This window comes from Oceanibaculum sp., from assembly GCF_022449305.1.
GTDB lineage: Bacteria > Pseudomonadota > Alphaproteobacteria > Oceanibaculales > Oceanibaculaceae > Oceanibaculum > Oceanibaculum indicum.
In genome coordinates, this window is record NZ_JAKUSO010000001.1 from 60,141 (window position 1) to 83,343 (window position 23,203).

Sequence of the window (23,203 nt, forward strand, 5' to 3'; positions counted from 1 at the left end):
AGAAGCATCATGCTAGCCAAGCTCCATGGGAAGAACCTTCTTCACGCTAAATGATGGTATGAGGCGCCTTTTAGGCGCACTCGTCGCTGTGGCATTTCTCATGGCGAGCGTCGGCATTGGCCACTCCATGCCCGCATCAGGTCCCTATGACCATCCGGTCGAGACCACATCGCCCCATGCGGACGACTGTCATGCTGGCATCTCGCAAGCAGCGGATTGTGCCGACAACGCTGCACAGCAGGACCAAGGGCAGCCCGCGAAGCACGGGGCCCTTGGAAATTGCTGCGTCGTCGCTTGCTCTCCGACTATTGTAGTTGCCGCCATTACGGAAGTCGCCGTCATCAACTTTTCTTTGGTACGGCTTGGTGTTTATGTAGACCAGTTCGCCGGCTTGGATGCCCCGGACGGCCTTTTCCGTCCTCCCCGCGCCCGCGTCTGATCTCCGCGCGGCTGCCCTGGTCGGGCGGGATTCGGACATCGAGAGCTTCACGTTCCTGCTGACATAAGAACTGCGCTCGTTCGGGCGCTGCAGGTTCGGAAGTGCGCTATCGCACGTCCCGGTTCCCTTCCAATCCGCTTGTCGCGCCCGCCGGAGATCCGATCCCGGCCACTGGAGGTCTGTGTCCTCAAGCAGCCTCGGTTCTATCAATGTGACAAACAGGATTCGCAAAATGTCGAAAACACTCCCGAACCTTCTCCGCATTTCTCTCCTCGCCGGCTTCACGACGATCGCCGCCGCGAGCGCCGCTTTCGCATCTCCCGGTCATGGCCTGCCGTTCGGCGAGGCCGCCAAGGCCGAGCAGGCGACGCGCACCGTGACGATCACCATGCGCGACAATCTGTACGAACCAGAAAGTCTGACCGTGAAGCCGGGCGAGATCGTCCGCTTCGTCCTCGTGAACAAGGGCGAACTGCTTCACGAGTTCAACATCGGAACCGCCGCCATGCACGCCAAGCACCAGGAAGAAATGGCGATGATGATGCAACACGGCATGCTGACGCCGACGGGCATGAATCACGACATGTCGAAGATGGACCATTCAAAGATGGGCGGCATGAACATGGGCGATATGAAGCATGACGATCCCAACAGCGTCCTGGTCGAGCCCGGCAAGACGGCTGAGCTGGTCTGGAAGTTCACGAAGCCGACCGAACTCGAATTCGCCTGCAACATCCCGGGACACTACGAGTCCGGGATGGCTGGCCCGATCAACTTTACGAAGTGAACGGGGAGGGGCAGACGATGAACAAGCCAATCACTGTTTTCTCGCGACGGGACGCGCTCAAGCTCGCCGGAGCGGCAGGCTTCGCCGGCACCGTCGCTGTCTATCCCAGCCGCCGCAGCTTCGCCTCTTCGACGAAGGAGTACACGCTGAACGTCGACGCTGATCGCATCGCCGTCGATGGCGTTAGCAGCAACGCCATCCTGATGGGCGGTTCCGTGCCGGCGCCGACGATGCGCTGGCGCGAGGGTGACGAGGTCGTGGTCTATGCGACCAATCGTCTGGATGCGCCCACGTCCATCCACTGGCACGGACTCCTCATCGAAGGCGTCATGGATGGCGCACCCGGCTTCAACGGCTATGTCGCCATCCAGCCCGGCGAGACCTACACCTACCGGTTCAAGCTGCGCCAGGCCGGTACCTATTGGTACCACAGCCACTCCGCGATGCAGGAGCAGCAGGGCATGTACGGCGCCATCGTCATCGAACCCTCCGGGCGCGAACCGGTTCGCGCGGATCGCGACTATGTTGTGGTCCTCTCGGACCATACCCAGGAAGACCCGATGCGCGTTCTGTCCAACCTGAAGGCCGATGCCGGCTACTACAATTACGGGAAAAGGACCCTCATCGACTTCTTCCGGGACGCAAACCGCGACGGGTTCAATACCGCTCTGAAGGACCGCATGGAATGGGGCGACATGCGGATGGACCCGACCGACCTCGCGGACGTGACCGGATACACCTTCCTGATCAACGGCCGTGGACCGAAAGACAACTGGACCGCTCTGTTCAACCCCGGTGAGCGTATCCGGCTCAGGTTTATCAACGCATCGGCCATGAGCTTCTTCGACGTCCGCATACCGGGACTTCCCATGACCGTGTTCTCCGCCGATGGGCAGAATGTCCAGCCGGTTCGTGTCGACGAGTTCCGCTTCGGTGTCGGCGAGACATACGACGTCATCGTGCTTCCACGCGATGACAAGGCGTTCACGATCTTTGCGGAGCCGATCGATCGTTCGGGCCATGCCCGGGCTACCCTGGCGCCGCGTGAGGGTATGGAGGCCGCTATCCCCGAACCGCGACCGCGCACGATCCTCAGCATGGCGGACATGGGCATGGCACACGGTGGCATGGACCACGGTTCGATGACAGGGATGAACCATGGCCCGATGGCGGGCGGTGCCATGTCCAGTGGCGCCATGGGTGGCATGGACCATAGCAAGATGGGCGGAGCGCCCATGGCTGGCATGGACCACGGCGCTATGGGTCATGGCGGAGCGGCGGCCGAGGGCGGAGAACGCCGCCCCTTCGGCTGGGCCGATGCGAGCACCCCACCGGGAATGAAGGCGCTGGACTACGCTGACCTGAAGGCATCGACACCGAATTCGGACGACCGCGAGCCGACCCAGGAGATCGAAGTGCGGCTGACAGGCATCATGGAACGATACATGTGGAATCTGAACGGCCGTCCCTTCGGGAAGGACGAGCCGATCCGCGTGGCCTATGGAGACCGTGTACGCCTGAAGTTCGTCAACACGACCATGATGGCGCACCCGATGCACCTGCATGGCATGTTCGTCGAACTGGAGAACGGCCAGACCGACAGGAAGCCACGCAAGCACGTCGTCGTGGTACCTCCCGGCAAGACCGTCTCTGCGGTGTTGACGGCGAACGAGCCGGGCGACTGGCCGTTCCATTGCCACCTTATCTATCACATGGAAGCTGGGATGATGACGCGTTTCATCGTCGAGCCGAAAAGCGCGTGAGGCAGAACGATGAAATCGATGATTGCACGATACAATTCTCGGCAGGAACTTGCGTTCCTTGCCGGTTTTCTTCCCGCCCTGTTCCTGTTCGGCCCGGCCCAGTCCGCCGAGCCCGATCAGCTGTTCACCTTCTTTCAGGCCGAGCAGTTCGAATACCGGGCGAACGACGGGCAGGACAGTCTCAACTGGGATGCCCAGGGCTGGATCGGTAACGACGACCACAAGGCCTGGCTGAAAACCGAGGGCGAGAAGCCGACGGACGGACGACTGGAAAAGGGAGAAATCCAGCTGCTCTACAGCCGCCGGATTTCCGATTTTTTCGATGCGCAGGTGGGTGTGCGCTATGACCTGGAACCCGGCCCCGAACGGGGGTTCGGCGTCTTCGCCCTGCAGGGACTGGCACCCTATTGGTTCGAAGTCGATGCCTCCGCGTTCGTCAGCAACGAAGGCGAGCTTTCGGCTCGCTTCGAGGCCGAATACGACCTCCTGATCACACAGAAGCTAATCCTGCAACCGACGGCCGAGGTCAACCTCGCAGCCCAAAGCGTACGGGAGCGGGGCATCGGCTCCGGCGTCAACGATGTGGAGCTCGGGCTTCGCCTCCGCTACGAAATCGAACGAAAGTTCGCGCCATATATCGGCATCAGTTGGGAGCGCAAGATCGGCGAGACAGCCGATTTCGCGCGGGACGAGGGAGAAGACATCGACAACCTCTCCTTCGTCACCGGCATCCGTTTCTGGTTCTAGCAGGAGAATGGCATGCTTCGGATAAGTTTTTTCGCTTTCGCCACTATACTGCTGCTCGGTACTCCGGCGGCGGCTGGCGAAGTGCGCATGGAGATGCGCAATCAGTCTGGAAGCGAGCGGTTCGTCTATGAACCGGATTTCATCCGAATATCGCCTGGTGACACGGTCGTCTTCGTCCCCATCGACAAGGGCCACAACGCCGTCTCCATCGACGGGTTTGGCGCCGACGGCGATCAGCCGATCAATGTCGGCTTCAACAAGGAGGTATCGGTCACTTTCGACAAGCCCGGCATCTATGGCGTGAAATGCACACCTCATGTTGGGCTCGGCATGGTCGGCATCATTGTCGTGGGCGAGGTTGAGGTGCCGGAGGCAGCGCGGGCGAGCATCGCAAAGCTTCCGCCGAAGGCACGCCAGCGGCTCGAATTGCTGCTCGGACAGGTCGGGCGCTCCTGATGCCCGTCGCCCGAAAAGAGCAGGAGGGGCGCCTAACAAGCGCCTCTCCGCCTCCATCGACGGAGGATAGTCCTAAACTGCTGAATGGTGCGCGACCCGACCGGCGGCGGTTGGGACAGGTGATCAGAGTGTTGGTCGCTGTCGGCGCTCTCAATCTCCTTGTGGGCCTTGGAGATGCCTACGCCGACGCCCCGCCGCTGTCATTGGGAAACGAGATCCAAGTCGAGAACGCCTATGCCACCAGTGGTCCCGTAGGAGGCTCGACGGAAGTTCGGTTCCGACTGGTAAACGAAAGCGGCACAACCGTCGTGCTGTTGGGGGTGAGTTCCCGGATCGCCGAAAACTCAAGACTCATCGCCCGAATCGGAGCCTCGGACACCACTGAACTCCAATCGATCAGCGTGCTTGCAGGGGAAGTACTCGATCTCACGACTTCGCACCTTTGGTATGAGCTGTTTCCTCTACGCAATAAGCTCGAAACGGGGGACGTCTTCGATCTTGAACTCGATCTTGTGAATGCGCGCGTTATGACAGACGTCCACGTTCACTGACTAAGAGGAACCGTAAAATTCGCCTGACAGACGACGTGCGAAGGGATTGTCCGATAAGAGAAATCTACGCATAGAGTATGGGTCGCCGATGACAGAAGAATACCAGAAAGAGAGCATCAGCCTTTCCGGAGCGGTGGCCATGGGCACCGGCGTCATGATCGGTGCGGGGATCTTCGCGCTTACCGGACAGATTGCGCAACTGGCCGGACCGCTCTTTCCGCTGTCGTTCGTTGTCGGCGCGGTCGTGACTGCGTTCAGCGCTTACACCTACATCAAGATGTCGAACGCTTATCCGTCGGCAGGCGGCATCGGGATGATCCTGAAGAAAGCCTACGGGCCGACGACAGTTGCGGCGGGTGCGGCGCTGCTGATGGCGCTTTCGATGGTCATCAACGAAAGCCTCGTCGCCCGGACGTTCGGCACCTACGTGTTGCGCGGTTTCGGCGCCGACCCGAACAGCTTCCTGGTGCCATTGCTGGGCGTCGGGCTCATCGTCTTCGCCTATCTCGTCAACGTCTCGGGCAACCGGTCGGTCGGGCTGTTGTCCATCCTCATGGCTGTGCTCAAGGTCGGCGGCATCGCGTTGTTCGGCGCGGCGGGCCTCTGGGCCAGCGGCATTTCCTTCGAGGCGACGGGTGGGGATACGGATGAAGGCGGTTTCATAGCCTCGGTTGCGCTGTCGATTCTTGCCTTCAAGGGATTCACGACGATCACCAACAGCGGAGCGGAGGTCACGAACCCGCACCGCAACGTGGGCCGGGCCATCGTCTTTTCCATTGCGATCTGCGTTGTCGTTTATCTGCTCGTCGCGTTCGCCGTCGGATCGAGCCTGCCGCTCGATAGAATCGTGGTGGCCAAGGATTATGCACTGGCAGAGGCGGCCGAGCCAGCGCTCGGGCAAACCGGCTTTTACCTGACGGTGGCGCTTGCCGTCGTGGCGACTGCTTCTGGCCTGATTGCGAGCGTCTTCGCGGTCTCTCGCATGTTGGCCATGTTGACGGACATGAAGATGATCCCGCACAGCCACTTCGGCATGCCGGGCGCGATCAAGGACCACACGCTCGTCTACACCGTCGTCATCGCCGGCTTCCTGACAGTGTTCTTCGACCTTAGCCGGATCGCCTCGCTCGGCGCGTTCTTCTATCTCGTAATGGACATCATTATTCACTGGGGCGTCTATCGGACGCTCCGCAAGGACATCGGAGCACGCGGCGGGGTGTTGCTGACCGCGATCGCGCTAGACACGATGGTTCTGGCGGCCTTTGCGGCGATGAAGTGGCAGTCCGATCCGCTGATTGTCGTACTTGGCGTTGTTTGTATGATGGCGGTGTTCGTGTTCGAGCGTGTTTTCCTCGCGCGCAATCCCGCCCCTGAAGGTTCGCACGACCACCATTGAAGTGCTTGAGCTTCCAACGAGTGGACGCCGCAAGCTGAAACGAATTACCGAAAGTCTGGCAGACCATGGAGCACGATCATCATCACGCAGCGCCCGACATACCGGCGCGAGCGAACACTGCAACAGACCCGGTTTGCGGGATGACGGTCGCGATCAAGCCGGACGGACGTCGCGCCGAGTTCCAGGGCAAGACCTTCCATTTCTGCTCGGAGAAGTGCCACACGAAGTTCAAGGCCGATCCTTGGTTCTATGCCTCAGGCCGCGCTGCCAGTCAGAAGAAAGCAGCCCCGGCCAACGTCCAGTACACTTGCCCGATGCATCCCGAAATCGTGCGCGATGCGCCGGGTTCATGCCCGATCTGCGGCATGGCGCTGGAACCGATGGTGCCTTCGGACGAGCCAAGCGAAGAGCTGACGGATTTCACTCGCCGGATGTGGATCTCAGCGGCTGCCGCAGTACCGCTCATCATCCTGACCATGGGCGAACTGGTGGCGCTGCCGGTACGCGACTGGATCGGGCACCAGATGGCCAGCTACCTCGAGTTCGTGCTCGCCACGCCGATCATCCTCTGGGCGGCGCTTCCATTCTTCCGGCGCGGCTGGGATTCGATCGTGAACCGCAGCCCCAACATGTGGACGCTGATCGGCATCGGCGTGGCGGCGGCCTACCTCTACTCGATCGTCGCCACCTTCCTGCCGGGCGTGTTTCCCGAAGAGTATCGGATGGGCCACGGCGTCGGCACCTACTTCGAGGCGGCGGTCGTGATCGTGGCGCTGGTCTTCGTCGGCCAGGTTCTCGAACTGCGCGCGCGCGAACGCACCGGGGATGCGATCCGCGCACTTCTGGACCTCGCGCCGAAAACCGCGCGGCGAATTCTGCCGGACGGCACCGAATACGACGCTCCGCTGGAAAACATCATGGAGGGCGATCGGCTTCGCGTGCGCCCGGGCGATGCTGTCCCTGTCGACGGGACAGTGATCGAGGGGCGATCCTCGCTGGATGAAAGCATGCTGACCGGTGAGTCAATGCCGGTGGAGAAAGGTCCGGGGGATGCGGTGACCGGGGCCACGATCAACAAGAACGGCTCTCTGGTGATCAAGGCCGGCAAGGTCGGGTCCGATACCGTGCTGGCGCAGATCGTCTCGATGGTGTCGAACGCGCGGCGGTCCCGCGCGCCGATCCAAGGGCTGGCCGACCGCGTGTCGGCGGTCTTCGTGCCAACCGTGGTCGTCATCGCCATCATAGCCTTCATCGTCTGGATGATCTTCGGCCCGGAACCCGCGCTAGTCTTCGCCATAGCATCCGCCGTTTCAGTCCTCATCATTGCCTGCCCCTGCGCTCTGGGGCTCGCGACGCCGATCTCCATCACCACGGCAGCGGGACGAGGCGCACAGGCGGGCGTGCTGATCAAGGACGCCGAGGCGCTGGAGCGTATGGCGGGTGTCGATACGCTCATCGTGGACAAGACCGGCACCCTGACCATGGGCAAGCCGAAGCTGACCGACACCGTGGCGCTTGCGGAGGTCACTGAGATTGACCTGCTGTCGCTGGCTGCGGCCCTGGAGCGCGGCTCTGAACACCCCCTGGCAGAGGCGATCGTCGAGGGCGCCGAGGCGCATGACGCCCCGCGTCGGGAGGCCAAGGACTTTGACGCCGTCACCGGCAAGGGCGTACGTGGCAAGGTTGGCGAACGCGGGGTGGCGCTCGGCAATGCCGCGATGATGCGGGAGATGGGTCTGGACACGGCAGCGGCTGAAGCGAAGGCCGACGCTCTGCGCGCCGAGGGCAAGACGGCCATGTTCGTGTCGGTCGACGGCGCGCTTGCCGGCATCGTGGCGGTGGCCGACCCAATCAAGGACAGCACCGCGGAAGCGATCAAGGAACTTCACGCCCAAGGGCTGCGCGTCATCATGGCGACGGGTGACAACGAGCGCACGGCGCAGGCAGTGGCGGGCAAGCTCGGTATCGACGAGGTGCGCGCGGGCATCCTGCCCGAGGGCAAGAAAGACCTGATCGACCAGTTGCGCCGCGATGGCCACAAGATCGCGATGGCGGGCGACGGGGTGAACGATGCGCCCGCGCTGGCCGCCGCCGATGTCGGCATCGCCATGGGAACCGGGGCCGATGTGGCGATGGAAAGCGCGGGCATCACCCTGCTGGGCGGCGACCTGATGGGCATTGTCCGCGCGCGCAAGCTGGCGCGCGCCACCTTGCGCAACATCAAGCAGAACCTGTTTTTCGCCTTCGCCTACAACGCGCTCGGCGTGCCGGTCGCGGCGGGGCTTCTTTACCCGGTCACGGGGATGTTGCTGTCGCCGATGATCGCGGCGGCGGCAATGAGTCTGTCCTCCGTTTCGGTGATCACCAACGCCCTGCGGCTCCGGCGGATAGACCTCTGACCACATAAAACAACGTCCAATCTGGAAAGGTAAACCAGATGACTCAAGACGCTCTTTCGCGGCGCGCGATCCTGATCGGCGGAGCAGCATTGCTGGCTGCATCGCCGCTGGGGACCTTCGCGCAGGGCTTTGGACCGGCGATCCATGTGATGAAGGACCCGAATTGCGGCTGCTGCTCGGCCTGGATCGAGATACTCGGGAACGACGGCTTCGCCGTCACGACCGAGCCGAGCCCCGGGGCTCTTCTGATGCGCTACAAGCTGGACAACGGCATTCCGCAGGAGATGGTCTCCTGCCATACGGGCCGCGTCGAGGGCTACATGATTGAGGGCCATGTCCCTGTCGCCGAGATTCGCCGCCTGCTGGATGAGCGCCCTGACGCAGCGGGCTTTGCAGTGTCCGGTATGCTCTACGGATCGCTTGGCATGGGGCCGGAAAGCGAACGCGAAGCCTATGACGTATTCCTCGTTCGGCGCGGCGGATCGACCGAAGTCTTCACCAGCTACGCTGCCGCCTGACCTTGAAGCTGCAATTTCGCTCCTGATCAGGGGCGAGGACACGTACGCGCCTGCTCCCGCATGACGGCGTAATCGCTCAGCATCTCGGCGATCGCCGAATGTTTCGGCAGCAGATCGAGCTCCTCGGCTGCCCGCGCCTGGAACTCGCGGCTGTACTCGACGACCGGCGGACAGACGGTAGCGATACACGGTTCAGAACCGCCCGTCGCGCAGCCGGTCTGCGAGATCGCTGCGATCGCGAGGGCGACGAGCCGCCGCACCGAGCATCTGGCGTTGGACGTCATTTGTCTTCTCCGAGGTTTCGAGGCGTTCGGCGAGGCGGCCAGCACGCTCGCCGGAGCGCCGGAGCGCGAGCAGGAACAGGAGCACCGCGAGTGCGATTGCGCCGTGGCGCAGAGCCGCCCGCATCCACGGGGCGGCTGCGATCCCGGTGAACAGAGCGGCGATCATCGACGCCCCCGCTTCCAGTCGTCGATGCGGGCGTAGATCGTCACGGCGAGGCCCGCGAGCGCCACGGCGATGAACACCCAGCGCAAGGTGTCGAGATAGGGTACGAGCGGCAGGATCGCGGTCTGGGTTTCCGCCAGGACGTTCTGCGCCACCTCGACGCCAGCGGCGCCAAGCGTCGCCACGCCTGCTGCGCCGCTGCCCTTCATCGTGCGACTGTCTGCCAGGACCTCTCGTACGGGCGACGTTTCGGCGGCGAACGCTGTCGCCCGCACCGGGAAGCGCTCGCCCCATTGCCGGGCGGGACCGAGATCGATGTGCATGAAGCCCGAGCGCGGATAGTAGCCGAAGCCGAGAAAGCCAGCGGCTCGGGCGGCGGCCTCGAATGCCACCGGATCGTGGTTCGCCATGGAGATGTCGAAGGCCGTGCCGTCCATGTGCTTCGAGCGCGGCGCGCCGCCGACGGCCCGATTGTGCGCCGGACTGCGGTAGGCCGAACGGACGATGAGCGGCTTGCCAAGCCGGTCGCGCAGCGCCTGGAGCTTGTCGAGCGCCTCCTCGTTGATGCGCAGGGAGCCGCTGCCCCGGCAGGCGATCTCGGCAGGGGAGAAATCCTTCCAGCGCCACGAGCGCTCGGGCACGTCGCGCCAGTGTTTGTAGGTCATGGTCGTCATCGCAGGTCTCCAGGCACAAAAAAGCCCGCTCCTCGACGAGGGCGGGCGGTGGTCTGATGGGTCGGGCGGATCGGTTAAGGCGTCGGCCCGAAAAGCTTCAGCTTGATGGCGATGCCGGCCATCAGGGCGAGCAGGATTGCGGTGGTGATCAGCCGCACGGAGGTCTGTACGGCGGTCTGTTTCGCGAGGCGGAAACCCGCGAGCAGCGAGCGAAGATCGCGGATGTCCTCGGCGGCATTTTTGCCGTCGAGGCCAACCTCGCGCAAGGCGCGCCGTGCGCCCGTCTCGGCCGCTCGCTCAAGCAATTTTTCCAACATTTCGCCGGACAGGTTTCCGGGAGCGGTTCCGGGCATGGCGAAGCCGTCACGATCGTTGGAACGGATCATTCGGTCTTCCTTTCGTCGAAGGCCAGAGGGACAGGCCGGGCTCATGGGAACAGGCATATGGCCAAGGCATCCTTGTCTGCGCCTGCGCTGCTCTTCAAGCGAACGGATCGGTTTAAAGCCTTCCTTCAGGTCAGCCTTTCTTCCAGTTCCAGCTCGGTTGCGTATCCCTGGAAGTAGCTGTTGCGGATCGGGTTCGTGGCGCGCAGCCGGGCGATGAACACCCGCTCGGCGCGGAACTCGACATCCTCCGGGTCAGGGACAGTGAGCACCTCACCGGACAACCGGGCTTCGCGCTGCAGCGTCAGCAGGGGGCGGTGCGCCTCACCGGCAGAAGCATGCTCCAGCGTCAGACGCATGATCCTTGGCGCGGCGCCATCCTGGAACCGGCTGACCCCGCCAGGACTCCGGATGATCTGTGTATCCGGCTCGGCCCACAACCCGGCTCCATAACTGTAATTATGCTCGAACCGTACCGCCGGCCCCAGCCACAGCCGGGCGAGATCGAGGAAGCCGTCGGTGCTGGCCCCGTCATCCAGGTCGAAACGCCAGTAGCGTGCCGCCACGTCCGGCGGGGTAGCCAGCATCACGGCGGCATAGCCCTCGCGCCGCCAATTCCCCTGCCAGACATCGAGCCAGCCTGAATCCCAGGCGACGGGGCCGAGCTGCAAGGCAAGCGCGGTACTGGCGCCTTGCAGTTCGCCATCGCCCAGCCGACGGCCATAGAGCTGCAGGCGGGCGAGATGACCGTCCAGCCGTTCGCCGGCAGGACGGCTTCCGAGATCGAGGCCGGTGACGGCAGGCAGCGTGCCCGGCGTGCCTGTGATCACGGCGCCGCCATCGGCGGCGGCCGAGGCATTACCGGCGGCGAAGGCGATCCCGGCCACGGAGGCGGTATCGGCGGCGGGACTGCCGGTGGACAGCGCCGCCTGCTCGGCTCCGCCAGTGACGATATAGCCCAGCCGCGCGCCGCCGGATCCGTGGCGCAGCTCGATGGCGTTGTCCGCCGTGCCGTCATTCAGACCGGCGATGGCGACCGATCCGGTGCGCCGGCTGCGATAGGCGGCCAGCAAGGTGCCTTCCGCCATCGAGCCGTCGAGTGCCAGCCTTGCCACATCGGCGGCGCGGGTAGCGGGATCGCCTTCTGTCGGGATATAGCTGCTGGCGTCCGGCCCTTCCTCGGCCTGCGCGCCCCAGAGCAGCAACCCGCTAGCGCCGTCGCCGGTATAGTTGCCGCCGGGGTTCAGCAGCCGGCAGGCGGCGAGATAGGCGGTCGCGCCGGCGATCGATCCGGTCAGCACGCAGCGCGCCCAGCCATCGGCCAGCGGGATCAGCCGCGCCGACAGCGCCGTGCCGGCGCCGCCCTGCAAGGTGCTGGCGCTGCCAGCGACAAGGTCGAATGTGCCTTGGGCATAATCCCCGCCGCTGGACAGCACCAGGGCGAGGCGCGTCCGCCCGGCTGGCTTCACGAACAGGCTGAGGGTGACCGCGGCGCCTTCCGTCACGCTGGCGGATTGGGTGATCTGGTGGATGCCGGTGGTGGCGCTTTCGACCAGCATGTCGGCTTGCATGCTGCCATCAGGTGCGGCCCCGGCGTCGGCGGTGATCGTCGCGTTCTGCTTGGTCCAGGCGGCATCGTCGAACCGGGCGCTGCGCGCCAGCAGGTTGGTGCGCGCGCCCTCGATCAGGAAGCCGCGCGGCGCGCCGGTCGCGGGATCATGGTCCTGCCGCCGCCCGTAACGCGGGGCCAAGCTTTCCAGCCGCCAGGCAATGGTGTGGCTGCCGGTTCCCGTCACGCTGGCGATGGCGAGGCGGGCCTGACCGCTCCCCCGGTCGAAGGCCAGCAGCGTGCCGCCGAGATAGCGGCCGGCGTCCTCCGGGTCCGCCAGCATGACCGCCTCGCCGACCCAGAACTCGCGGTCCTTCTGCTGCAGCACCAATTCCAGCGTGCCGGGCGGATCGAAGCCGTCGAGGTTGATTGTCAGCGGTTCGGTCAGGCCATAGCCCTGAATCACGCCGTTGCGGTCGAAGCGGGTGGCGAGGCTGGCGCGCGTGAAGGCGATGCGCGGGTCTTCCGGGCCATAGCCGGTGAAATCGAGATCGAGCAGCGGCCCCGCAAGCCGCGCATCGTCGCTGGCCCGCACCCGGTAACGCGCGGTGGGGCCGGGGCAGCCGGGAGCGGGGGCGGTCACCGCGCCGAACAGCGCGGCCAAACCGATGGGTTTCGGTTCACCCAGATCGGCGACAATGGCCGTGTCGGCTGGCCGGTTGCCCAGCGTGCGCGCCGCGCGCGACAGGCGGTCATCCGCCAACGCCGTTTGCGGCAGCGTTTCTGCCCAGCGCCCGCCGGACAGATCGGCGCGATCCGCCTCGTTCACCCAGCCAATCAGGAGCTTGCCCATGTCACCCCCAGGCCTGCAGGATCGCGCGTCCCTGCGCGTGGGATTCGGTCACACCGACCAGGATCAGATTCCGGCCATCCGCATAGTCGAGGAAATGCCCGTCGCGATAGGATATCTCGTCGCCGAGCCAGGGCGCGCCGGCCAGGAGATACTCATCCACCGTCACTTCAAGCTCGACCAGGTCCCGACGCACCGACATCAGTGCCAGCAGCCGCTCCGCCTCATCCTCGGCATCCGTCTCGCTCTCCAGCAGCGTCATCCGGCGCAGCTCGACGGAAAGCGGATGCTTCCGTTTCACCGCCGGCGCGTCCCGCTGCACGATGCGGTATTCTTCCTTCAGAAAGGCGCGGCGGTCGGCCGAGACGCTCCCGGCCAGCTGGTCGCCTTCCTGTACCGTCCAGTTACGCCGCCAGCCCAGCACCACGCGATGATTGGGCAGACCCTGGCCTTCGTCATTTCGCGACAGCAGCCGCACATCCTGGACCTGGGTGCGGTCGAACACCGCCACCGGATTGCCGGTGGGCGCTTCCAGCCGCCTGACCGCCAGCCGTCCGTCGCGGGTGAAGTACCAGAAGCCGCCGATGCTCCCGCAGATCAGATCGAAGGTCTCGGATATCGTCATCTCCTGGTCGATGAACAGGCCGAGGCCGATGCCCGAAGTCGCCTCGTTGAGAGCCTGGAAACTGGCATGGTCGAGATCGAGGAAATCGACCAGCTCGGAGCGAGTGACGGCGATGGTGCGCAGCATGTCGGCGGGCTGTGCCGTGTAGCTGGACGGGTGCGGCGTGCCGCCGGTGATGATGCCGTTCTTCGCCACGCCGCCCAGCTCGATTTGCGCACCCCAGGCATAGATCGCTGCAGCATCTCCGAGACTGAAGATGCCCGGCGACACGCTTGACCCGGAGACGGTCTCGGTCAGGGTGAAGCGCCGCCATGTCTCGTCTAGCTGAATTTCCTCCTCGGTCGCAGGCTCTATCCCCATGCCCAGCGTCACCATACCGATCACGCTGCGCAGATAGATACTGAAGGTGTAAGGCTGGCCGGCGGTCACGCTGACGGTCTGGCGGAAGCCCGTACCGGCGCTGGCGGGGATGTCGATGCGCTCGGCGGTATAGCCGCCATTCGGGCCGATGATGACGTCGTTCTCGACCGTGACGCCTTCATCCTTGGTCCAGGCCGGATTCATGAACTGCTCCGACCACAGGAACAAATTCTCCAGCCGCTCGCCCGACACTTTGGCGGTGATCGTGCCGGCCGGGCTGCCGCCCAGCGTGACATGGCCCTCGGTCACGTTCTCCCGATACTGGCCTGCGGCGGGCGTGCCGGTGACCTTCGACAAGGGCGCGCCCCGGTCATAGAGTTCATCCACCGAGAAGATCGAGCCGGTATGCGCGCCATAGCGCAGCGCCGATGTGTTCAGCGGCGCCAGGGTCACATTATGACACAGGCCATAGCACAGGATCTTCGGCCGCCCCCGTATATCCTGCGGCGTGCCCTCATTGCCGCTGGAACCGCTGTTGGTGCCTTCGTAGGTCTCGCGCTGGATGGGCACCTCGAACTGCGCCTGCCGGTCGCGCAGAAACAGATGAAACCGCGCATCGCGCCACTCGACCTGCGACGCTGTCCCGGAAAACAGCAGGACAAAGTCTCGCCACCGCCCGCCCGCCGGCCCACGGAACAGCCTGAACCGGCGCCCGTCCCAGCCCGCCTCGGCGAAGCGGTCAAAGAACCGGTCGGCATTGTTCAGAATCATCTCGCCGCCGCCACCCGCCGACCGGCCGCCGATCCGTCCATCGCGGAAAGCGAAGGCCTGAAAGCTGGGAGGCTCCACGATCAGGGGCATCGCCTCGATGCCCGGACGATCGGGATCGTCCGGGCCAGTCCGCCATCGGCCGGTAGCCACCAGCAGGGTTCTGGCCCCTTCCGCCCGCCAGGCGCTGTAGGTACCGTCACCGGAAACCGCCTCGACATCCAGCACCAGGCGGCGATCCGTCTGGACATAGGCCACGACGACCGCGTCCAGCCGCGCCGCGCCCGTCGCCTCGTGAACGGAAACCCGCATGCCGGCCTCGAACGGCTGGTCCGTCTCCAGGATCAGCTCCGCAGGGCCGGTTCCGACCGTGATCCCGGAGGTGCTGGTGCCGACCAGATAGAGGTCGATTTCGGCAAGATAGATCGCATCGTTCATCGGATGGCTATCAGCCTCCCCAGCTGCTGACGCAGGTCGGTCATCTCCCGGCGCATTGCCGTGAGTTCATTCCTCGACTGACCTCCTTCGCGGCGCAAAGTCTCGGCGGAGGTGCTGCCGGCCTGCTGGATGGCCGCGGAAAGCGCCTGCTGCAGCGCACGGACATCCGCCCGCAACCCCCTGATTTCTTCCTCCGGCATGGTACTACTGCTGCTTCCCGAGCGCATCATGTCGACCAGACGTTCGGGCGAATAGATGCGGGCCGGGCCGGTCACTTCCAGCTCCGGCCCGCGCTCGCCAACCAGGCGCAGCCCGCCGGCATGGGTGCCGCCATAGGCGAAGGCCGGTGTACCGCCCGCCGCGATCAGGGCGGCCCGATAGGCGTCCCGGAAATCGGTATCGCTGGCGATGCGGTCCTGCACCACGCCGCCACCGGCCGAGGTCTGACCGAGGCTCACCAGGATTGCGTCCCGGACCTCGCGTGGCACGCCCTGGATCAGGTCGCCCGACGTACCGACCGTGGCGCCATAGCTGCCCGGCACATAGCTCACACTGCCACCGCCGGATCCACCGCCTCCAGATCCACCAGTGCCAGAGCCCAGCTGTGCGTTCTGGATCGCGGCGGCAATCGCTGCCAGCAGGGCATTGGCCTGATCGAGACTGGCAATCACCAGCCCGTTGCCATTCACCAGCCGGTCCAGCCGGTCCAGCTCGGCGCGGGTAGCCGCCAGCTGCTGCTCGCCAATGGAAAGGTGGCGGCCGGCCAGATCCTCGCTGTCGCGCAGAACCTCCTGCACCCGCTCAAAATCCCGGTAATACTCTTCCGAACTGGCATGGAAGGCCCGGCTCGCCTCCAGCAGACGGCGGCTGGATTCCGGCAGGCCTGCCAGCGCCTCCTGGTCTCCAAGGCGCGCGCGGCGCTCCAGCTCCTCGAACTGCCGGCGGGCCTCTTCCAGCCGGTCAGCCGGTGACAAGGGCGACAGCGACTGATCCACCAGCAGCCCCTCGCGGGCGCTGCGCAGCTGCGTCGCCAGCCGGCGCCAGCCCTCGACGATACGCTCCTGCTCGTTCAGGAACTGCCGTGTCGCGCGCAGCTGTGTGTCGATCTGGCCGCGCTGCTCCGCCGACAGGAAACCCGCCGCCTCGCCCAGCTGGTCCAGCAGCTCGGTCGCCGCGCGGACGATCGGCGCATTGTCCTCGATGGTGCTGTAATACTCGATGACGTTGCGCAGCGTCTGGCCATCCACCCCGGACAGCGCCTCGCGCAGCCCTGCATCGCGCAGTGTCCGCAGCGTGCCCAGCACCTGGTCGGATACACCCAGCTCCGCCGCCGTGTCGCGCTCCGCCCGGAAACCGGCCAGCACCTCGCCCAGCCCGCCGGGCAGGCCAAGCCCCCGCGCCGTCACGCCGCGCACGAAATCCCCCGCAACCTTCTGCTGTGCCCGCTCCAGCGCCGCAATCCCGGTTTCGGCGGAGATCCCGACCTCAGCCAGCAGCGGGCCGATCTCCTCCATCAGCGCCGCGATCCGCCGCCATTCCGTCTGCACCGGCGTCAGCGTCTCGTAGGTCGCCTGGCGCAGGCCAATCAGGATCTCGACATAGTCCCGCGTCGCCTGCGTGGCGCGGTCTGTATCCAGCCCCGCATCGGCGGCGTTGCGGCGATAGACCTGGATTTCCTCCAGCGTGCCCAGCACTTGGTCGCGCACCTGCCCCTCGATCACGTCGCCCAGCGACAGGGCGCCCTGCGACAGCGCCTTCAGGCTGGTCTCGAAGCTCTCGGCGAAGCCCAGCAGCTCGGCGCTGCGCTGCAGACCCAGCTCGACGAAATCCAGCCCGTCCACCACCTTGCGGGCATTTTCCGACAGCCCTTCGGAGCGCCGCAGGATCTCCTGCAACATGCCGGCGGTCAGCTCGTCCGCATTGCCGAACTTGCCCTCGAACAGCTTGTCGGCGCGGTTGACCGACCCGTCCGGATTGGTACCGAACAGCCAGCCCCGGTCGCCATCGCGGCTGCCCGTGGCAAAGTCCACATAGAGCCCCTTGGGCAGTTGCGCGCCCAGCGTGCGGGTCAGCTCATCCAGCGAGGCCTCGAACACGCCCTGGATCTGGTCGCGCGCAGACCTGGTCTGGTCGTTCGCCTTATCCTCGGTCTTGATCAGCCGGCCGCCCAGCGGACCCTGGAAGCTGGCCGTATAGTCCGACGGCCGGGAGCCGAACAGCTTGCCCAGCACGAAGGGCGCGGCGATCGCCATGATCGGCAGCGCAACCGAGGCGATCGAGGAGATACCGGCCAGCGGGGCGGCCGCCGCCACCCCCACATTGCTGGCGCCGCCGGCGACGGCGGAAACGCCGAGGCTGGCCGCCGTGGCACCGCCCGCCAGGGTACCGGTTGCTGTCGCCCCGAAGATGGACGGCAGGGCACTGGACAGCCAATTTCCGCCGGTCAGCGATGATCCCAGATCCCAGACCGATTTGGCATTGCCAAGGGTGGAAAACAGGCCGCCGCCGGTGCCACCTCCACCGAAGACCGACCCCAGCGTCGGCAGCGTGCCGCCACCCGAAACCGCATTCTTCAGCGGGTTGATCGCCGCCAGCTGGACGAAACTCTGATACAGCTCCGACGCCATGGCACGGCCGATATTGCCCATGTCGAGCAGGTCGCGCTTGCCGGTCGCGAAGGCCTGGGTGAAGGCCTCGCCGATCCGGTCGAAGCCCCGCGTCAGACTGTCGGATAGGAAGCTGCCGGCCTCCCGCGTGCGCGCCATCTCGTCCTGTGCATCCACCATCTCCCCGGCCAGTTTCCGCGCGGCATCGGCCGTCAGCAGCGTGTCGCGGCGCAGCAGCGCCTGAGTCTGCTGCACCACCTTGTACTCGCGGTCGCTGATTTTCAGCGCCGCCGTCAGGGCGCGGGTCTCGCCGATCTCCCGTGTCGTCGACTTGACCAGATCGTCGCGTTCCTTGATGAGCGCCAGCGCCCGCTTCGAGGCATCCGCCCGCGCCTTCTCCTCCTCGACGGCAGCGGCGGTTGCCGCCTCGGTCGCCAGCTTGCGCCGGGTCAGCGCCGCGGCAATCTGCCCTTCCAGCTCCACCTGCTGGCGCGCCTGCGGCAGATAGCGCTCCACCAGCGCGCGCAGCTCCTCCTGGCTGAGGCCGGTCAGGCCGAGCTGGGCGGCGTGCGCCTTTGCCGCCTGCTCGGCGATCTTCAGCGCCTTTTCCTCACGGTCCAGCGCCGCGACCTGCGCCAGGCTGCCCTGGCTGGCCGCCAGATAGCGCGCCTCCAGCGCCGTCAGCGTCCGATCCAGATCCTCCGCCGCCTTGATGGCAATCTCGAACTGCGCTGGTTCAGGCGCGGGGCCGCCGTCTGGCGGTCCCCGCAGATAGGCAAGGCGGGCTTCCAGCCCCCGGATCGCGCGCTCCACCTTTTCCAGCTCGTCGCGCTGCCGGGCCAGCGCGTCCGGATCGCCGAACAGTTGGTCGAACAACCCGCCGCCGGCATGCTCCGCGCTGCCGATAGCCTGGCGCAACTGCGTCGCCCGTTCCTGCAGCTCGGCGAGGTTGCGCTCGACGGTGACAATCGAATGCTCTTCCGGCGGCTCGAAGGCGTCCCACAGATAGCGGGCCTCCTTCGCTGCCGACAGAAGCTTGGTAGCGATCCCATCGATAACTGGCGTCAGTTCCAGCAGCGCCACCTTCAGCTTGGTGTCCATCACCTGTGCCAGCGTGCCCAGGTGATTTTCCGCCTCGGCGGCGCGGGCTACCATCTCGCTGTCGATCACCAGGCCGAGGTCACGGGCATCCTGCGCGAAGCGATCCAGGCCGTCCGACCCGTCCTTCAGCATGCGCAGCATCGCCACGCCTTCGGAATCGAACAGCTTGAAGGCGATGCGCACCCGGTCGGCCTCGGAAGGCACACGCTGCAGCGCGTCCGCCACCTCCCGAATCAGCTGTTCCGCCGGCTTCATCTGGCCGTTGAAGTCGCGGGCCGACACACCCAGCTCGTTCAGCGCGCCCAGCGCCTCGCCGGTGCCGCGCGCGGCCTCGGCCGAGCGGCGGATGAAGCGCTGCAGCGCCATGTCGGCGGTACCGACGGCAATACCGCTCTCACTCGCCGCGAATCGCAGCTCCTGCAGCGCCTCGACATTGATGCCCAGCGTCTGCGCGACATCGTCCAGCGCGGCGATCTCCCGCGCCGCACGCAGGAAGCCAGCGAATGCCAGCGTCACCGTGCCGATACCGGCGGCGGCAGCGATCCCGGCCGGCCCCAGCGCCCCCAGCACCGCGCCAGCCGGCCCAACCCGGGACGCCAGACCGGCAATCCCGTCCCGCGCCGAGCTGCTGGCCGTGTTCAGCGCCAGCAGCCCCCGCGTCGGCTCCTCCGTCGCCCGCGCGATCTTGCGCAGCGCCAGCTGGCCCTCGGTCCCCAGCTCCTTCAGGGCCTTTTCCACGACCTCCTTGTCGCGGATCGACAGCCGGATCGACACGCCCCTGGACTGACTAGCCATGAAACACCCTTCGGACACAAAAAAAACCCCGCCGAAGCGGGGTTCTGTTACCGACAAAGAATCAAAAACGGAGACTTAGCTAATCCACCTCACCACCCGCATTCACCGCCCGCGCGATCGTGCGGTACAGGCTGTCCAGCGCCCGCTTTTCAGCCCGCGCCACATCCAGCACCTTCGGCAGGGTCACCTGCGGCAACAGGATGAAGATCGGCACCGTCGTGCGCCCCTTCAGCCTTGTGTAAGCCCCGGCCCGGGCGCGGGTGACATTGGCCCGGGCGATGCCCCTGTTATCCAGCCGCGTATTGTCCGCCACCAGCAGCGACGGCGCCCCCCGCCGATACACCAGCCGCAGCCGCTGGCCGTACCGGCGCTCCCACTCGCCAGGCGTCAGCCGCTTGCCGCCGGCGCCGCGCCCGGCCGCTTCGGTCGGTACCGCCAGGAAGAAGCCATCACGCGACCGGATCGTCATCCCCTCGTCGAAGGCCCGCACGATTTCCGGCGCCTTGGAATAGACCAGCGCCGCCGGTCCCAACGTCTGCTTATGGCGCGGCGGGTAGATCTTGTCCTGCCAGGTCCGTGCCAGCCGCTCGCCCATCCCGGCCCCGGTCACCTGGCCGCGCAGTTCCTGCTTCAGCCCCGTCGATGCCTCGGTGACCCCTGCGCGCAACCGGTCGGCCAGATCGCCCCGCTCGCGGGCCAGCAGCTCCGTCAGATTGCCTTCCAGCGCTGATCCCAGCCTCATGACCGGTCCTTTTCCTCATAGGGCCGCACGGCCTCGCTCATCAGCGCGAAGGCGTCCAGCATGATCGCCGCCTGGTCGCCCGCCCCGCCGGCCTCCGGCAGATGCCCGACGCCGCCAAACCCGCCGCCGCGATAGAGACCCCACAGCCGGACCATCGCCCAGTCCTCCGGCATGAGCCGGAGGACTGGATTCCGGCGATAGCGCCAGCCGGCGATCTCCCACCAGCTGCCATCGACGGCGCAGCCTTCCCCGTCCATCATCTCGTCGCCGAAATCCCCGGGGCGCAGGGCCGCCACGGCGACGATTGTCAGTTTTTTACCGTCTGCTCCGGGATCTGATGCATCAGCTCCAGCGCCTTGCGGCCGATCGCGGCCACATGCTCCGCCGGCAGGGCCGACAGGCAGGTTGTCGTCACCCGGCCGGCTCGTGCCTCGTACTTGATGCCCAGCCCTTCCCAGCCGCCCCCCTCCCACCCACGCAGGAACAGCTGCGCCGCCACGATGGGCGCGGTGCGGGTATAGCGCTCGCGTGCCGCCAGCAAGGCGTCCAGTTCAGGGAAGTGACCACGCAGCTGCGCCGTCATATCGCCGATCCGCACCTCCAGCGCCGCCGGCCAGCGCTCCTCCGGCAGGACCTCCGCCTCGTCCAGGATCTCCGCCAGGTCGGGCTGCTGGTGCGGCTCGACGCAATACTCCACCGCCCGGCGCAGGGCGCGCACGACTTCCCCACCCGCCGGCCAGCGGCAACCCTGCTCGGTCATCGCCGCCGGGAAGGCGGCCCGCTGAAAGGCATCAGCGGCGGCGATCAGATAGACCGGCTCCTCCGGCTCCGCTTCCTTGCGGGCCTTCAACGCCGCCAGCTCCGCCTCGCCTTCCTCCAGCATCCGCTGGAAGCGCTTGCGGTCGGCAGCACCGCCAGAGGGGCCAGCAGCGGGGCTGTCGGCGGACTCGGCCTTTTCCTCCATCCCGGATGCTACGGCGCGCAGGGCTTCCAGCTCGCGTTCGCCGCGCCTTACCGCCTCCGCCAGCACCTGGAAGCGGATCGGCGTTTTCGCACTGACCGGCAGCATCACCACACCTGCAGGAAGAGGCCGCTATCCTGCCCCTGGAGAAAGAAGCCGGTCTGCTCGGTCTGCACCCCCTGCCGGTCACCCGGCTGGTAGGAGGTGTAGAGCGCCGACGGAATGGAGAGGCCGACGCGCTGCCCCGGCCGGGAGGCCGAGCCGCCAGCCAGGCGGGCCGCGACCGGCTGCGCCGTGCCGTCACGGAACGCGGTCATCAGATCCCGCGTGGCGACCAGCGTCGCGTTCGGATCCATCGACCCGGTCATCCGGCGGCGGGTAATGATCGGTGCATCGAAGCCCTCCTGACCGTTCGGATCCGGCGGGAAGATCACTTCATTACCGAGATCGACCGAGAGGGTCTGCAGCGCCGCGCGGCGCTTGTTCACCAGCATGGCCGAATTCCGCCAGATGCCTGGGCGGGTGCCGTCATAGGTGACGGCGGGCACCGCCGCATCCGCCTTTTCGCTCATGAGCGCCGAGAGGGTGTAGGTACAGCGCGCAGCGCCGCCGGCAGTCTGCTCGATCGACAGGGTCGCCTTGGCCCCGGTGCAGCGATAGACCACGCCGTCCATGTAGAGCGCGACGGACGCCGCCGGAATCGAGCTGCTGGCCGGCGCATAGCGGATATTGGCCGGGATCGAGGCGACCGTGCTGGCGCTGAGCGGCGTCTCGAAATAATCCGCCAGCGCCGCCACCCGATCCGCCGTGTAATCGAGGATCTGGCTGATATACGCCGTGGCAGGATTTTCCGACAGCGCGACCGGCATGCCGCGATAGAGCTGCGCCGTATTGGCCCAGGGCGCCTGCAGCGTGATGCTGTCGGCGCCGCCCGCGGTTGCCTCCACCGCGGCGATGCCCCGGCGCAGGGTGACATTCTCCCCGGCCGCCTCATCCACCATCGCCGTGGCGCCGGTCAGCCGCGCCACCTCAATGGCGGCCGCCGCCGAGGCCGTGACGATGAACTCACCATTGTTCGCCTCGCTCACGAAGCCGGAGACATGGATGATGGTGCCGACGGTCAGTGCCGCCAGCCCGATGCCACTGTCGGCGATCTCAGCCGACGCGCCGGTGACGGAAAAGGTCACGCCGGTGATATCGGTGCGGGTCTGGGTTGCCGCCATGCCGGCGATGCGCATCAGCAAATCCCATTCCGGATATTCGCCAGGGACGCCGGGGCCCTTCAGGTAGAAGGCGCCGCCGATGGTGACCTGCATGCCGCCGACAATCGGCGCGGTCGAATCCAGCGAGCCCTGGACCTCATCCGTCTCGACATTCTGCGTCGTCGGATTGATCGTCGGGGCCTCGACCAGGATGCCGTCGGTCGCCGGATCCGGAGCCTCATAGGTGCCGGGTACGGATTCCTGCTTCAGCAGCAGCGCGCCATTGCGGGTGCGGAGAGTGGCCATATCGGATTATTCCTTCTTGCCAGAGGAAGCGGCAACGGGCTTGCCAACGGGTGTGCCGGCCCTGACAGGCCGGGTGATGGCTTCGGCCTTGGCGGGAGCGGCGCCACCGGCACCAGGACCGAAGGGCGGGGCGGGCGGAAGAACGGGCTTTGCCGCGGCGGCCCCGTCGGTCAGCTCATGGCGCAGCGCGCCGCCGCCGGGCACGGCGGCCCGGCGGAAGTTTGGAATGGTCATAGTGTGTCTCCTTGGGTGAGGCCCTTTCCGCCGTGGGTTGGCGGGTGGCAGGGCGGAAAGGGCTGCTTTGACCGTTGGCAAGCGGCCCGCTTGCCTGCGACCAGGC

General features: G+C 66.0%; 19 protein-coding genes. 8 read left to right on the forward strand and 11 right to left on the reverse strand.

What is annotated here, in order from left to right; all coding sequences use genetic code 11:
- Positions 1-671: 671 nt before the first annotated feature.
- From MK313_RS00285 to MK313_RS00320, 8 genes are all read left to right on the forward strand, one after another.
- Positions 672-1,226, forward strand: coding sequence for a cupredoxin domain-containing protein (locus tag MK313_RS00285; RefSeq protein WP_086466089.1), 555 nt, complete (start codon positions 672-674; stop codon positions 1,224-1,226).
- Positions 1,227-1,243: 17 nt separating this feature from the next.
- Positions 1,244-2,989 (forward strand): copper resistance system multicopper oxidase, encoded by a 1,746-nt coding sequence (locus MK313_RS00290; RefSeq protein ID WP_287779328.1) that lies wholly within the window; start codon positions 1,244-1,246, stop codon positions 2,987-2,989.
- Positions 2,990-2,998: 9 nt separating this feature from the next.
- Complete coding sequence (locus MK313_RS00295) at positions 2,999-3,736, forward strand: copper resistance protein B (RefSeq protein ID WP_287779330.1); 738 nt, start codon at positions 2,999-3,001, stop codon at positions 3,734-3,736.
- Positions 3,737-3,748: 12 nt separating this feature from the next.
- Positions 3,749-4,192, forward strand: a complete 444-nt coding sequence (locus MK313_RS00300; RefSeq protein WP_287779331.1) for a pseudoazurin — start codon at positions 3,749-3,751, stop codon at positions 4,190-4,192.
- A 128-nt stretch (positions 4,193-4,320) separates the two neighbouring features.
- The gene (locus tag MK313_RS00305) at positions 4,321-4,743 is read left to right on the forward strand and encodes a copper chaperone PCu(A)C (RefSeq protein WP_176342523.1); all 423 of its coding nucleotides are present in this window, start codon (positions 4,321-4,323) and stop codon (positions 4,741-4,743) included.
- 88 nt (positions 4,744-4,831) lie between these two features.
- Positions 4,832-6,139: an APC family permease gene (locus tag MK313_RS00310; protein WP_086466093.1), complete on the forward strand. Its 1,308-nt coding sequence runs from the start codon at positions 4,832-4,834 to the stop codon at positions 6,137-6,139.
- A 65-nt stretch (positions 6,140-6,204) separates the two neighbouring features.
- A complete protein-coding gene (locus MK313_RS00315; protein ID WP_086466094.1) occupies positions 6,205-8,538 on the forward strand; it encodes a heavy metal translocating P-type ATPase in 2,334 nt (777 codons plus the stop codon).
- 38 nt (positions 8,539-8,576) lie between these two features.
- A complete protein-coding gene (locus tag MK313_RS00320) occupies positions 8,577-9,056 on the forward strand; it encodes a DUF411 domain-containing protein (protein WP_086466095.1) in 480 nt (159 codons plus the stop codon).
- A 192-nt stretch (positions 9,057-9,248) separates the two neighbouring features.
- Here the strand turns inward: MK313_RS00320 and MK313_RS00325 are convergent, their stop codons facing one another.
- The 11 genes from MK313_RS00325 to MK313_RS00375 all read right to left on the reverse strand — a co-directional run bounded on the left by MK313_RS00325 (position 9,249) and on the right by MK313_RS00375 (position 23,097).
- Complete coding sequence (locus MK313_RS00325) at positions 9,249-9,506, reverse strand: hypothetical protein (RefSeq protein ID WP_287779337.1); 258 nt, start codon at positions 9,504-9,506, stop codon at positions 9,249-9,251.
- Positions 9,503-10,177 carry a YcbK family protein gene (locus MK313_RS00330; RefSeq protein WP_287779339.1) on the reverse strand — a complete coding sequence of 225 codons (675 nt, stop codon included), beginning with the start codon at positions 10,175-10,177 and terminating at the stop codon, positions 9,503-9,505. Before MK313_RS00330 ends, MK313_RS00325 begins: the two co-directional genes overlap by 4 nt.
- Positions 10,178-10,251: 74 nt before the next feature.
- Positions 10,252-10,563 (reverse strand): DUF6127 family protein, encoded by a 312-nt coding sequence (locus MK313_RS00335; RefSeq protein ID WP_232315203.1) that lies wholly within the window; start codon positions 10,561-10,563, stop codon positions 10,252-10,254.
- Between the two features lie 125 nt (positions 10,564-10,688).
- Positions 10,689-12,962, reverse strand: a complete 2,274-nt coding sequence (locus MK313_RS00340; protein ID WP_287779343.1) for a phage head spike fiber domain-containing protein — start codon at positions 12,960-12,962, stop codon at positions 10,689-10,691.
- A 1-nt stretch (position 12,963) separates the two neighbouring features.
- Entirely contained in the window at positions 12,964-15,150 is a 2,187-nt protein-coding gene (locus MK313_RS00345) for a phage head spike fiber domain-containing protein (RefSeq protein ID WP_287779346.1), read from the reverse strand.
- On the reverse strand, positions 15,147-19,652 hold the full coding sequence (locus MK313_RS00350) for a phage tail tape measure protein (RefSeq protein ID WP_287779349.1): 4,506 nt from the start codon (positions 19,650-19,652) through the stop codon (positions 15,147-15,149). The genes MK313_RS00345 and MK313_RS00350 overlap by 4 nt, the downstream gene beginning before the upstream one ends.
- Positions 19,653-19,731: 79 nt before the next feature.
- Entirely contained in the window at positions 19,732-20,394 is a 663-nt protein-coding gene (locus tag MK313_RS00355) for a DUF6441 family protein (RefSeq protein ID WP_287779351.1), read from the reverse strand.
- Entirely contained in the window at positions 20,391-20,690 is a 300-nt protein-coding gene (locus MK313_RS00360) for a hypothetical protein (protein WP_287779353.1), read from the reverse strand. The genes MK313_RS00355 and MK313_RS00360 overlap by 4 nt, the downstream gene beginning before the upstream one ends.
- Positions 20,691-20,701: 11 nt before the next feature.
- The gene (locus MK313_RS00365; protein WP_287779356.1) at positions 20,702-21,463 is read right to left on the reverse strand and encodes a hypothetical protein; all 762 of its coding nucleotides are present in this window, start codon (positions 21,461-21,463) and stop codon (positions 20,702-20,704) included.
- A complete protein-coding gene (locus tag MK313_RS00370; RefSeq protein WP_287779358.1) occupies positions 21,463-22,863 on the reverse strand; it encodes a hypothetical protein in 1,401 nt (466 codons plus the stop codon). The genes MK313_RS00365 and MK313_RS00370 overlap by 1 nt, the downstream gene beginning before the upstream one ends.
- A gap of 6 nt (positions 22,864-22,869) precedes the next feature.
- Positions 22,870-23,097, reverse strand: a complete 228-nt coding sequence (locus MK313_RS00375) for a hypothetical protein (RefSeq protein ID WP_287779359.1) — start codon at positions 23,095-23,097, stop codon at positions 22,870-22,872.
- Between the last annotated feature and the right edge of the window lie 106 nt (positions 23,098-23,203).